Here is a 13,817-nt window from a genome sequence, read left to right as displayed (position 1 = left end):
ACCTCCTATAATTTTGTGATTTCTACTTCTGGAAGTAGTTCCTGAATAAAGGCTGCTTCAGCTAAGTCATCAGAAAAAGCAGTAGCGCTTCCGCAAGCAACACCCCATTTGAATGCTTCAACTGGATCTTGTGTTTTCGCATACTGTCCGATAAAACCTGCAATCATAGAATCACCAGCACCAACCGAATTTTTCAATTCACGTTTTAAAACGTTTGACTGATACGTACCATTTTCGGTAATCAGTAGGGCACCATCGCCAGCCATTGAAATTAAAACATTTTTAGCGCCATCTGCTAATAATTTTTTACCATGTTCAATAATGTCATCCATTGTTTCAAATGTCGTATGGTATAAATCAGCTAATTCATGGTTGTTTGGTTTTACCAATAATGGATGATGACTCAATGCTTGTAATAAATCATCTCCTGTTGTATCAATCACAAATTCTGCGCCTTTTTCTTCAATTAACTGAATTAATTCTTGGTAAAAACCTTTGCGCAAGCCTGCTGGAGTGCTTCCTGAAAGAACGACAATATCGCCAGAAGAAACGACTGAAAGAGCATCTTTCAAGTGTTGAATTTCTTCGTCAGAAAGGGCAGGGCCTAAGCCATTGATTTCTGTTTCTTCTTCTGCTTTTAGTTTGACGTTAATACGTGTATCTTCTTTTACAGGTGTGAATTGGCAATCAATGCCTTCTTCTTTCATCCAATTTTCGATAAAAGAACCAGTAAATCCTCCTAAAAATCCAAGGGCTGTAGAAGTAGAATCAATTCGTTGTAAAATACGAGAAACGTTGATTCCTTTTCCACCAGGAAGTTTGAAGTCTTGTGACATACGATTGACATCACCCATTTTTAAATCCTTCACATGAACGATGTAGTCAATAGACGGATTTAAAGTCATTGTGTAGATCATGATTGTACCTCCATAATTTTTGTTTGCAGTTGAAATTTTCGATAAATATCTCGTGGACATTTATTCGTAATAATTTCAGCTGCTTTTAATGGTGCAACTTGAGTAAAGGTTGTCTGTTGAAATTTGGAGCAATCCAACAAAACAAAAGCAGTTTGACTTTGTGACATAGCAAGTTTCTTAACGACAGCCTCTTCTGGATCAGGAGTAGTAAAACCAGCTTCTAAATGTGCGGCATTCATTCCCATAAACGCTTTACTAAAATGAAATTGTTGCAATTGACGCAATGTTTCATGTCCTAGTGTTGCATTTGTCGAAAGTTTAATCGCACCGCCAAGAATAATCGTTTCGATTTCTCGATCAACCAAAAGAGACGCATGTTTTACAGAATTTGTCACAACTTTAATGGATAAATCATTTGGAATAAATGGAATCATTTCAATCGTTGTTGTGCCAGCATCTAAATAAATCACATCTTCTTTGGTAATCAAGTTTGCTGCCGCTTTTGCGATAGCAATTTTCTCCGCGTGAAACTGTTGCTGTTTCTCATTCATCGTGGCTTCAAAATTCAGCCGTGGCCGTTTTTTAGCACCACCATGTATGCGAGTGAGCAATCCTTGATTTTCCAGATTTTGTAAATCTCGACGAATGGTAGATTCCGATGCTTTGAGGGTGAGCAGAAGTTCATTAATCGTGACGATTTCATTTTCTTCCACTTTCGTCAAGATATGTTGATATCTCTCTTCTGTAAGCATTTTCATTCACCTCTTCATCGAGTATTTTAACATGCCTATTTTCTTAAATCAATCAAAAACAGTAGAAATCTGTCAAAATAAATCATTTCCTGCAAGTAAGCTATCATTTGACAAATAAAGCGAAAATTTGCTTAATGAAGATAAGGGAGGTCATCAGATGAAAAACAAAACAATTTTACAAGGTTTCGAATGGGATTTACCTGCTGATGCAACGCATTGGCAAACGATGCAACAAAAAGCAAAAGAATTACATGATTTAGGATTTACTGCGGTGTGGTTACCACCAGCCTATAAAGCATCCTCAGGTATTGAAGATGTCGGCTATGGTGTTTATGATCATTATGATTTAGGCGAATTTGATCAAAAAGGAACTGTTCCTACCAAATACGGCACCAAAGATGACTACATTCAAGCGATTCAAGCTTTGCATGACAATGAATTAGAAGTGTATGCAGATATTGTTTTTAATCATTTGATGGGAGCGGACGAAACAGAAACGGTACCTGCCGTTCAGTACAATGCAGATGATCGAACAGAAGCTGTCAGTGGCGAAGAAGAAATTGAAGCATGGACGAAATTTACGTATCCTGGACGAAACGGACAGTATAATGATTATATTTGGACATGGAAAAACTTTTCTGGTGTTGATTATGATGCGCGTACCAAAGAACACGCAATTTTTAATTTTGCAGACAAAGGTTGGGACCAAGAAGTAGATAAAGAAGATGGCAATTTTGACTATTTAATGGGTTGCGACTTAGATATGGAAAATCCTGAAACAGTTGAGCAATTAGATAAGTGGGGAAAATGGTACCAAGAATTGACAGAAGTAGATGGGTATCGTTTGGATGCAGTCAAACATATTCAATTTGATTACTACGTTGATTGGTTAATCAATCGTCGTGAAGAAAAAGGAAAAAGTTTGTTTGTTGTGGGCGAGTACTGGTCAAATGAGTTGGAAAAATTAGAAACGTATTTAGATTCATCTGGTAATTTGATTTATTTATTCGATGTACCGTTGCATTTTAATTTTTATGAAGCAGCTAATTCGAATGGTGAATTTGACATGACGCAGATTTTTGCCAATACGTTGGTTGATTCACGCGAGGATTTTGCTGTAACATTTGTTGATAACCATGACACGCAAAAAGGACAAAGTTTAGAATCATGGATTGACGGCTGGTTTAAAGTCCATGCCTATACATTAACGTTACTTCGTAAACAAGGGATTCCTGTTGTTTTCTGGGGTGATTTATACGGTATTCCGAAACAAGAGGTTCAACCTGTAGGCGATGATTTACACGCGTTATTAAAATTACGTAACCAAACAGATTTTGGAAATCAAATTGATTATTTTGATAATCCTGATTGTATCGGTTGGGTCTTGACAGGTGATTTTGAAGATCCGAATTCGGGAGTGGCTGTTGTGATGACAAATGGCAAAGGCGGCGAAAAAGAAATGACCGTCAGTGCGATTCATCGCGATAAAACATTTGTGGATATATTAGGAAACAACGAAACAAAAGTAGTGTTAGATAAAAATGGGAAAGGTGTCTTTCCAGTAAATGATGGACAAGTGTCTGTCTATGTACAAGAAGAAGTTGCCAAACAATGGCAATAACTAGAAGCTGACTATTTTCCTAAGAAATAGTCAGTTTTTTTGTAAATTTTCTTGTAAATCATGTTGTTCGGTTTTATGAAATCGTGGATAATGCTATAATTGAGAGGATTGATAAAGAAAGGATGTTTGTCGAATGTCATCCAAAGAAAGACTATTAAATGGAATGAATCCCAAACAAAAAGAAGCGGTTGTCTGTACAGAAGGCCCGCTCTTATTAATGGCTGGTGCCGGAAGTGGAAAAACGCGTGTATTAACTCATCGCATTGCGTATTTAATTGAAGAAAAAGGAATCAATCCTTGGAATATTTTAGCCATTACCTTTACCAATAAAGCAGCAAAGGAAATGAAAGAACGTGTGAAAGGATTAATGGGGATTGAAGGCGAAGATGTCTGGGTATCCACTTTTCACTCGATGTGTGTTCGTATTTTACGACGCGATGTCGATCATATTGGCTATTCTCGTAATTTTACGATTATTGATTCATCGGAACAATTAACGTTAATGAAGCGGGTACTAAAAGAGCTGAATATTGATCCTAAAAAATATGATCCACGCTCAATCTTAGGTGCTATTTCCAATGCAAAAAATGGATTATTAACTCCTGCAGACTATCAAGAAACACAAGGTGATTTTTTCACACAAATTGTGGGGCGTTGTTATGAAATCTATCAAAAAGAATTACGCCAAAATCAATGTATGGATTTTGATGATTTAATTATGAATACGATTCGCTTGTTTAAAGAAAATCCTGAAGCATTGGCATTTTATCAAAATAAATTTCAGTATATTCACGTGGATGAATACCAAGATACGAACCATGCACAATATACGTTGGTCAACATGTTAGCTGCTCGTTTTAAAAATTTATGTGTCGTGGGTGATGCCGATCAAAGTATTTATGGTTGGCGTGGAGCAGACATGCAAAATATTTTGGATTTTGAGAAAGATTATCCCGAAGCCGAAGTGATTTTATTAGAACAAAATTATCGTTCAACCAAAACTATTTTAGAAGCGGCGAACCAAGTGATTCAAAATAATCGTAATCGTCGTGACAAAAGTTTATGGACAGAAAATCATGAAGGGCCACGGATTAAATATTATCGTGGGCAAACAGAGCGTGATGAGGGACAATTTGTGGTTCGCGAAATTCAAAATCAAATTGCTAATGAAGGACGCGATTATGGTGATTTTGCGGTACTTTATCGAACCAATGCGCAATCACGTGCTGTCGAAGATATTTTAGTGAAGTCGAATATTCCTTATACAATGGTTGGTGGACATAAATTCTACGATCGAAAAGAAATTAAAGACATTTTGGCGTATCTAAGTGCGATTGCGAATCCAGATGATTCCATCAGCTTAGAGCGAATTATTAATGTGCCAAAACGTGGTGTTGGTCCCGGATCGTTGGATAAATTACGTCAATTTGCAGAATTACACGGGTTTCCACTATTGGAAGCTGCTCAAAACATTGAGTTAAGCAATGTAACCGGAAAAGCGGCCAAAGAACTTGGCAAATTCGGTCAAATTATGGCGGAATTCCATCAAATGATTCCATATTTAACGATTACTGAATTAACAGAAGAAGTTTTAGAAAAAAGTGGTTATAAAGAGGAATTACGGATTCAAAATACCCTTGAATCGCAAGCACGTTTGGAGAACTTGGAAGAGTTCTTGACGGTTACCAAAGAATTTGATAAGCAATACGCCAATCGTTCAGAAGAAGAAGGCGATGCACCAGAGGATAAATTGTCGATTTTCTTAAATGATCTTGCGCTCTTTTCCGATTTGGATAACTATGAAGAAGAAACCACGCAAGTCACCTTGATGACATTGCATGCAGCCAAAGGTCTTGAGTTTCCAGTAGTCTTTTTAGTTGGAATGGAAGAAAACTTGTTTCCACTTTCTCGTTCTTTAATGGAGGAAAGTGAATTGGAAGAAGAACGACGTTTGGCGTATGTAGGAATTACTCGAGCAGAAGAAAAGTTATACTTTACGAATGCTTTTTCTCGTACATTATATGGACGTACGCAATACAACCAAGCTTCTCGTTTTGTAGCTGAAATCGAGTCCGATTTATTGGAAGGAACTAGTGCACGACCAGCACAACCAATCCAATCAAATACGTCACGTGGTACGTTTAATCCTAAAGTATTTAAACCTGTTTACCAACAAGCACAGTCTGCAAAACCAGCTGTTTCTACAAAAAAAGAAACGGGTGGCGATACGAGTGATTGGAAAGCTGGCGATAAAGTCAGTCATAAAAAATGGGGCACAGGAACTGTAGTACGTGTCAGTGGAAAAGCCAAAGATATGGAATTAGATGTAGCCTTTGCACAACAAGGAGTGAAACGTCTCCTAGCGGCATTTGCACCAATCGAAAAAATATAAGTAAAGGAGCACAATAAAATGGCAGAAGTTTTAGTTGCGCAAAGAATAGAAGAATTAAAAACACAATTAAACCAATATGCATATGAGTACTATGTGAAAGACCAACCAACTGTGGAAGATCACGTGTACGATGCTCTTTACCGAGAATTAATTGAATTAGAAACGAAACATCCTGACTTGATTACTGAAGATTCTCCGACGCAACGTGTCGGAGGGATTATTTTGGAAGGTTTTGAAAAAGCCGTTCACGACATTCCATTGTATAGCTTAAATGATGTTTTTAGCCAAGCAGAAATTTTGGCGTTTGACCAACGTGTTCAAAAAGCAGTGGGTCATCCAGTTACGTATACATGTGAATTGAAAATTGATGGTCTCTCTATCTCTTTACGTTATGAAGAGGGGAAATTTGTCCGCGGGGCGACACGGGGCGATGGTAGTGTCGGTGAAAATATCACTGAAAATTTAAAAACAGTGAAATCTATTCCCATGACACTACGTGAGCCAATCACGATTGAAGTTCGTGGAGAATGCTATATGCCCAAAGCTTCGTTTTTACGTTTGAATCAAGAACGCGAAGAAGCAGGCTTAGATGTTTTCGCAAATCCGCGAAATGCTGCGGCAGGTAGTTTGCGCCAGTTAGATTCTGGTGTGACAGCGAAACGTAATTTAAGCACCTTTTTATATGCTGTGGCAGATGTGGCACCATTAGAAGCTGAGACGCAATATGATATGCTGACAGAATTGGATCAACTCGGTTTTAGAATCAATACAGAAAGTCGTTTGTGTGAAACAATTGAGGAAGTTTGGTCCTATATTGAAGAATTACATGAACATCGCATGGAGTTACCGTATGAGATTGATGGTGTTGTGATTAAAGTCAATGAGTTTCACTTACAAGAAGAACTAGGTTTTACAGTCAAAGCACCACGTTGGGCAGCGGCGTATAAATTTCCTCCTGAAGAAGCACAAACCATGATTGAAGACATTGAATGGACAATTGGTCGTACGGGAGTTGTAACGCCGACTGCGGTGATGACTCCAGTTCGTGTTGCGGGTACGACAGTCAGTCGAGCGAGTTTGCATAATAGTGATTACATCAAAATGAAAGATATTCGTTTGCAAGACACTGTGATTATTTATAAAGCCGGTGACATTATTCCAGAAGTCGCTCAAGTTGTTCTTGAAAAACGACCGGAAGAAAGCGTGCCATATGAAATTCCAAGTCATTGTCCTATCTGTGCGAGTGAATTGATTCATTTAGATGAAGAAGTCGCTTTGCGTTGTATTAATCCAAAATGTCCAGCGCAAATGAAAGAAGGACTTAGTCATTTTGTGTCACGAAATGCGATGAATATCGAAGGATTAGGACCACGTGTCTTAGCACAAATGTATGATAACGAATTAGTCAAAGATGTGGCTGATTTATACTTTTTAAAAGAGGAAGAATTACTAACCTTAGACAAGATTAAAGAAAAATCAGCCAATAATATTTTGACCGCCATCGAAGCGAGTAAGAAAAATTCTGCAGAACGTTTAGTGTTTGGCTTGGGCATACGCCATGTAGGGGCGAAGGCGGCTAAAATTTTAATGGAGCATTTTGAAACGATTCGCGCGCTTAGTCAAGCAACGGAAGAAGAAATTTTAAATTTACACAGCATGGGTAGTACGATTGCGGATAGTCTAGTCACTTACTTCGAAAATCAAGAGGTACATGAATTGCTTGATGAATTAGAAGCAGCTGGCGTTAATTTTAATTATTTAGGTCGTACAACGAGTCAAATTGCAGCTGTTAAATCTCCGTTTAAAGATAAAACAGTTGTATTGACAGGGAAATTAACGACATATACTCGTCAAGAGGCCAAAGAGAAAATTGAAAATCTTGGTGGGAAAGTCACAGGAAGTGTATCTAAGAAAACGGATATTGTGGTTGCTGGTGAAGAAGCGGGCAGTAAACTGGTGAAAGCCGAAAGTTTAGGTGTAACTGTGTGGGACGAAGCACAAATGGTGGAAGCCATTGAAGGAAGCTCATAAAGCAATCTAGAAGAATAAGCGACAACCGTTGACAATTCGACACGCTTGCCAATATAGTAAGACAGAAACCGATTATTTTATATGTTTACAATTAATCGGAAAACATTCATGATAGTTATTTATTGATTTTCAATAAAGTGATACAATACAGTGAAAACAACATGCGCAATAAATGCATGGAAACTAAAAGGAGGACATTATGGCGATTAGTGAAGAACAAGTAAAACATGTTGCCAAGTTAGCAAAATTATCTTTTTCAGATGATGAGCTTCAAGACTTTACCGTACAATTAGGTAAAATTATTGATATGGTGGAAACATTAGGAGAAGTGGATACAGAAGGTGTCCCATTTACTTCAAATGTTGTAGATACAATCAATGTATTAAGAAAAGATGAAGCGGCTGAAGGATGGAATCGTGAAGAATTAATGCGCAATGTACCAGAATCAGAAAATGGCTTTATTAAAGTACCTGCAATCATCGACAACGGGGAGGCAGGAGCATAATGACAAAATTATACGATAAAAGTCTAGAAGAATTACATTCTTTATTAGTTTCTAAAGAAATCACTGCGACTGACTTAACGCATGCGACATTAGATCGCATTAAAGAAACAGAACCTCAAGTAGACTCATTTATTACAATTAGCGAAGAAAAAGCTTTAGAATTAGCAAAAGCGATTGATTTGAAAGGCGTAACAGAGGAAGCGACTTTATCAGGTATTCCAATTGGGATTAAAGATAACATCGTAACACGTGATATTTTAACAACTGCGGCATCAAAAATGCTTTACAACTTTGATCCAATTTATGATGCAACGGTCATGGATAAAGTTTATCAAGCAGATATGATTCCAGTTGGTAAATTAAACATGGATGAATTTGCGATGGGTGGAAGTTCTGAAACTTCTTACTTTAAGAAAACAAAAAATGCTTGGGATCATACAAAAGTTCCTGGTGGATCATCAGGTGGTTCAGCAGCAGCAGTTGCTTCAGGGCAAGTACCGGTTGCTTTAGGTACAGATACAGGTGGTTCCATTCGCCAACCAGCTTCATTTAATGGGATTGTTGGGATGAAACCAACTTATGGACGTGTGTCACGTTTTGGTTTAATTGCATTTGCTTCGTCATTAGATCAAATTGGACCATTGACACGTAACGTTAAAGACAATGCTTTAGCATTAAATGCAATTAGTGGTTATGATCCAAAAGATGGAACATCAGCAGGCGTGAGTGTTCCTGATTTTACAGCGGGCTTAACTGGCGATATCAAAGGAATGAAGATTGCCTTACCAAAAGAATATTTAGGTGAAGGTGTCGATGAGGATGTTAAAGCAGCGATTCTTAAAGCAGCAGATACATTCCGTGAATTAGGTGCAACTGTTGAAGAAGTCAGCTTACCACATTCAAAATATGGCGTTGCTGTTTATTATATTATTGCCTCTTCTGAAGCAAGCTCAAACTTACAACGTTTTGATGGCATTCGTTATGGATACCGTTCAGAAAATGTGAATAGCTTAGATGATGTTTATGTAAACTCTCGTAGTGAAGGTTTCGGTACGGAAGTAAAACGTCGTATTATGTTAGGAACATTCTCACTAAGTGCTGGTTATTATGATGCTTACTTCAAAAAAGCTGGTCAAGTACGTACGTTGATTAAACAAGACTTTGATAAAGTCTTTGCAGATTATGACTTAATCATGGGTCCATCTTCACCAAACGTCGCTTACGGTATTGGTGAAAATATCAATGATCCAATTAAAATGTACATGAGTGACATTTTAACGATTCCAGTAAACTTAGCTGGCTTACCAGGTATGTCATTACCAGCTGGCTTCTCAGAAGGTCTACCAATTGGGTTACAATTAATTGGTAAACATTTTGATGAAAATACAATGTATAAAGCAGCGTATGCGTTTGAGCAAGCGACTGACTTCCATACGAAAAAACCAGTGATTTTAGGAGGAAATAGCTAATGAACTTCGAAACAGTCATTGGGCTTGAAGTCCACGTAGAATTAAAAACAAACTCAAAAATTTTCTCGCCTGCTCCAGCACATTTTGGAGCAGAACCAAATAGCAACACACATATTATTGACTGGGGTTATCCAGGTGTGTTACCAGTAATGAATCAAACAGCGTTAGAATTTGGTATGAAAGCAGCTCTTGCATTAAACTGTGAAATCTCAAAAGATACCCATTTTGACCGTAAAAACTACTTCTATCCAGATAATCCAAAAGCTTACCAAATTTCTCAATTCGATCAACCAATTGGTCATGACGGTTGGATTGAAATTGAAGTAGAAGGTAAAAAGAAAAAAATCCGTATCGAACGTGTTCATTTAGAAGAAGATGCTGGTAAAAACATGCACGGAATTGGTGGCTATTCACATGTTGACTTGAACCGTCAAGGCACACCGCTAATCGAAATCGTTTCTGAAGCCGATATGCGTTCACCAGAAGAAGCGTATGCGTATTTAGAAGCCCTACGTTCAATTATCTTGTTTACAGAAGTTTCTGATGTGAAGATGGAAGAAGGCTCTATGCGTTGTGACGCAAATATCTCTTTGCGTCCTTATGGGCAAGAAGAATTCGGAACAAAAACAGAGTTGAAAAACTTAAACTCGATGAACTTTGTTAAAAAAGGTTTGGCTTTTGAAGAAAAACGTCAAGCAAAAGTCTTGCTTTCAGGTGGCGAAATCCAACAAGAAACACGTCGTTTTGATGAAACAACGAACAAAACAGCTTTAATGCGTGTGAAAGAGGGTTCATCTGACTATCGTTACTTCCCAGAACCAGATATTCCTCGTTTTGCGATTGATGACGAATGGATTGAACGTGTTCGTGAAACATTACCAGAAATGCCACAATCTCGTCGTGCACGTTATATGAACGATTTAGGTTTACCAGAATACGATGCCATGGTCTTGACGTTAACCAAAGAAATGTCTGATTTCTTTGATCAAACAGTTGCTGCAGGTGCTGATGCAAAACAAGCATCAAACTGGTTAATGGGCGAAGTATCAGCCTACTTAAATAGCGAAAAATTAGAATTACCTGAAACAAAATTAACGCCAAGTAATTTAGCTGGTATGATTACATTAGTCGCTGATGGAACGATTAGTTCTAAAATTGCGAAAAAAGTTTTCCGTGAGTTAATTACAAATGGTGGCGATGCAAAAGAAGTAGTTGAAGCAAAAGGTTTGGTTCAATTATCTGATCCTGCACAGTTATTACCAATCATTAATGAAGTGTTGGATAATAACCAACAATCCGTTGATGACTTTAAAAACGGAAAAGATCGTGCAGTTGGTTTCTTAGTTGGTCAAATTATGAAAGCAACTAAAGGACAAGCGAACCCAGGCGTTGTGAATAAATTGTTAAAAGAAGAATTAGCAAAACGATAAGAGGGAATGTAATGAAAAGAGCACGCGTCATTTATAACCCCACTTCAGGAAAAGAATTGGTGAAAAAAAGTCTAGCAGATATATTAGATGTTTTAGAAAAAGCTGGTTATGAGGCAAGTGCATTTGCAACAACCCCCACTCCATTTTCTGCTAGAGACGAAGCAAGAAGAGCTGGAGAAGCTGGTTTTGATTTGGTCGTCGCTGCTGGAGGAGACGGTACCATTAACGAAGTAGTTAATGGTATTGCTCCTTTGGAAAAACGTCCTAAAATGGCCATTATTCCTGGTGGTACGACCAATGATTATGCCCGGGCATTAAAGATACCGCGCGATAATATTAAAGCTGCGACAGAAGTTATTTTGAAAAACCAGACAGTTAAAATGGACATTGGTAAGACACCAAACTCGTATTTTATTAATATCGCAGCTGGTGGGCATTTGACTGAACTGACTTATGATGTTCCTTCTGAGCTAAAAAGTATTTTTGGCTATTTAGCATATTTAGCTAAAGGTGCCGAATTATTACCACGTATTAAACCAATTAATATGCATTTTAAATACGATACTGGTGAATACAATGGCAATGCGTCTATGTTTTTCCTTGGTTTAACGAATTCTGTGGGTGGTTTTGAACAAATTGTTCCAGATGCAAAATTAGATGATGGTAAATTTTCATTAATTATTGTTAAAACAGCAAATATTTTTGAAATTGTTCATCTAGTTGGTTTAATGTTGAATAAAGGGAAACACGTCAATGATCCCAGAATTATTTATACCAAAACCTCGTTCTTAGAAGTGTCAACATCGGATACGAATGAACGTTTAATGATTAATTTAGATGGTGAATATGGTGGTGATGCACCCATGCAATTTGAAAATCTTCATCAGCATATCGAGTTTTATGCCAATGTCGATCAAATCCCAGATGAATCTGTGACCGGTGCAATCGATCCATTTGACGTGATTAGTAAAGAATTAATTCTTGAAGTTGAACGTTTAAACGACGAAGATATTGACGGTGATGGCCAGATCGCAGATGAAAAAGAATAGATGATAAACTTTAAAACTAGAACGTTTTTTAGAATGTTCTAGTTTTTTAAAGTTGTGAGTAAGTGTAGAAAAGCTTAAATATGAAGGAGAAAAAGAATGAAACAATATCCAGTAACGAAAAATCAACAAATCGAAGCAACAATCATCGATTTATCACATGAGGGAATGGGCATCGCAAAAGTTGACGGCTATCCTATTTTTATTGAAAATGCCTTGCCAGAAGAAGAAGTGCGAGTAAAAATTTTAAAAGTTGGCAATAAATTTGGTTTTGGTAAAGTCATGGAAATTTTAAAGCCTAGTCCAGATCGTCAAACAGTTGAAAATGAGGATTTGCTACGAACAGGGATTGCACCATTAAGTCATTTACGTTATGAAAAACAATTAGAATTTAAACAACAACAAGTCCAAAATGTGTTAACTAAAGTCGCTAAAATGCCTGAAATTACTGTTTTACCAACTTTAGGAATGGAAGCACCTTATGCTTATCGCAATAAAGCACAAATTCCAGTTCGTAAAATCGATGGTCAATTAGCTACAGGCTTTTATCGTAAAAACAGTCATCAATTAGTTCCAATCGAAGACTTTTTTATCCAAGACCCAGCAATTGATGCGGCGATAGTTACTGTTCGCAACATTTTACAACGCTTCAATATCAAAGCGTATAACGAAGAATTTAACGAAGGATTTATGCGACATATCGTGATTCGTCGTGGTCACTATTCTCATGAAATGATGGTTGTTTTGGTAACGCGAAAAGCTAAATTCTTTAAAGGAAAAGAAATCGCTCAAGTCATTCATGACGAATTACCAGAAGTTGTTTCAGTTGTCCAAAATGTTAATGAAGAAAAAACAAACGTGATTTTAGGGAAAGAAGAAAAAGTTTTATTTGGAAAAGGGTATATTGAAGATGAATTATTAGGGAAAAAATTCCATATTTCTGCTAAATCTTTCTACCAAGTAAACACGAAACAAACAGAAGTTCTTTACCAAAAAGCAATTGAATTAGCTGATTTAAAAGCAACAGACGTAGTGATTGACGCTTATGCTGGAATCGGCACCATTGGTTTATCAATTGCCGATAAAGTAGACCACGTGTATGGAATGGAAACAATTAGCGAAGCAGTCGATGATGCACGTGATAATGCCAAATTAAATGCTATTGACAATGCGACCTATCTAGTTGGACGTGCAGAAAAAGTGATGCCACAATGGGCAAAAGAAGACATCGCACCAAATGTTATCTTTGTAGATCCACCACGTAAAGGCTTAGATCAAACTTTCATCCAAGCAGCTTGCGATATGAAACCAGAAAAAATCGTTTATATCTCTTGTAACCCAGCTACAATGGCGCGTGACTTAACACACTTTGCAGAATTAGGTTATACGACTGATACCGTACAACCAGTAGATTTATTCCCTCAAACGACGCATGTTGAGACGGTAGTATTGATGTCAAGGATAGAAAAGTAAAAGTACAGAAACGTGTGTAAATAAGCACTTTCCGTGATTTGAAATCTGGCTTTAAGCTGGAGGAGAATCACGGTTTTTTATTATGTGGGAACTTATCTAAAACTAGCAAAGTGTAGGGTTGATTGGTTAGATTTACTTTAGGGCTTGTGAGTTGACAAAATAGATGTCAAAAATGTAATGA

10 protein-coding genes are annotated in these 13,817 nt (G+C 37.4%); 8 read left to right on the top strand and 2 right to left on the bottom strand.

Going from position 1 to position 13,817, the window contains the following annotated elements; all coding sequences use genetic code 11:
* Positions 1 to 5: 5 nt before the first annotated feature.
* Positions 6 to 917 (bottom strand): 1-phosphofructokinase, encoded by a 912-nt coding sequence (gene pfkB, locus PYW32_RS07435; protein WP_016174947.1) that lies wholly within the window; start codon positions 915 to 917, stop codon positions 6 to 8.
* Positions 914 to 1,669: a DeoR/GlpR family DNA-binding transcription regulator gene (locus PYW32_RS07430; protein ID WP_016174948.1), complete on the bottom strand. Its 756-nt coding sequence runs from the start codon at positions 1,667 to 1,669 to the stop codon at positions 914 to 916. The genes pfkB and PYW32_RS07430 overlap by 4 nt, the downstream gene beginning before the upstream one ends.
* 157 nt (positions 1,670 to 1,826) lie before the next feature.
* Between PYW32_RS07430 and PYW32_RS07425 the strand changes: the two genes are divergently transcribed.
* From PYW32_RS07425 to rlmD, 8 genes are all read left to right on the top strand, one after another.
* Positions 1,827 to 3,290, top strand: coding sequence for an alpha-amylase (locus tag PYW32_RS07425; protein ID WP_016174949.1), 1,464 nt, complete (start codon positions 1,827 to 1,829; stop codon positions 3,288 to 3,290).
* Positions 3,291 to 3,423: 133 nt separating this feature from the next.
* Positions 3,424 to 5,682 carry a DNA helicase PcrA gene (pcrA, locus tag PYW32_RS07420; RefSeq protein ID WP_016174950.1) on the top strand — a complete coding sequence of 753 codons (2,259 nt, stop codon included), beginning with the start codon at positions 3,424 to 3,426 and terminating at the stop codon, positions 5,680 to 5,682.
* A gap of 18 nt (positions 5,683 to 5,700) precedes the next feature.
* Positions 5,701 to 7,713, top strand: a complete 2,013-nt coding sequence (ligA, locus tag PYW32_RS07415; protein WP_016174951.1) for an NAD-dependent DNA ligase LigA — start codon at positions 5,701 to 5,703, stop codon at positions 7,711 to 7,713.
* A gap of 199 nt (positions 7,714 to 7,912) precedes the next feature.
* Complete coding sequence (gene gatC, locus PYW32_RS07410; protein ID WP_016174952.1) at positions 7,913 to 8,218, top strand: Asp-tRNA(Asn)/Glu-tRNA(Gln) amidotransferase subunit GatC; 306 nt, start codon at positions 7,913 to 7,915, stop codon at positions 8,216 to 8,218.
* Positions 8,218 to 9,687 (top strand): Asp-tRNA(Asn)/Glu-tRNA(Gln) amidotransferase subunit GatA, encoded by a 1,470-nt coding sequence (gatA, locus tag PYW32_RS07405; RefSeq protein ID WP_016174953.1) that lies wholly within the window; start codon positions 8,218 to 8,220, stop codon positions 9,685 to 9,687. Before gatC ends, gatA begins: the two co-directional genes overlap by 1 nt.
* Entirely contained in the window at positions 9,687 to 11,117 is a 1,431-nt protein-coding gene (gene gatB, locus PYW32_RS07400; protein ID WP_016174954.1) for an Asp-tRNA(Asn)/Glu-tRNA(Gln) amidotransferase subunit GatB, read from the top strand. Before gatA ends, gatB begins: the two co-directional genes overlap by 1 nt.
* 11 nt (positions 11,118 to 11,128) lie before the next feature.
* On the top strand, positions 11,129 to 12,166 hold the full coding sequence (locus PYW32_RS07395) for a diacylglycerol kinase (RefSeq protein WP_016174955.1): 1,038 nt from the start codon (positions 11,129 to 11,131) through the stop codon (positions 12,164 to 12,166).
* A 96-nt stretch (positions 12,167 to 12,262) separates the two neighbouring features.
* Entirely contained in the window at positions 12,263 to 13,636 is a 1,374-nt protein-coding gene (rlmD, locus tag PYW32_RS07390) for a 23S rRNA (uracil(1939)-C(5))-methyltransferase RlmD (protein ID WP_016174956.1), read from the top strand.
* The last annotated feature ends 181 nt before the right edge of the window (positions 13,637 to 13,817 follow it).

This window comes from Enterococcus saccharolyticus subsp. saccharolyticus (assembly GCF_029023825.1).
Classification (GTDB): Bacteria; Bacillota; Bacilli; order Lactobacillales; family Enterococcaceae; genus Enterococcus_F; species Enterococcus_F saccharolyticus.
Note: the sequence above shows the minus strand (reverse complement) of the source record. Positions and strands in the feature narration are given on the sequence as shown.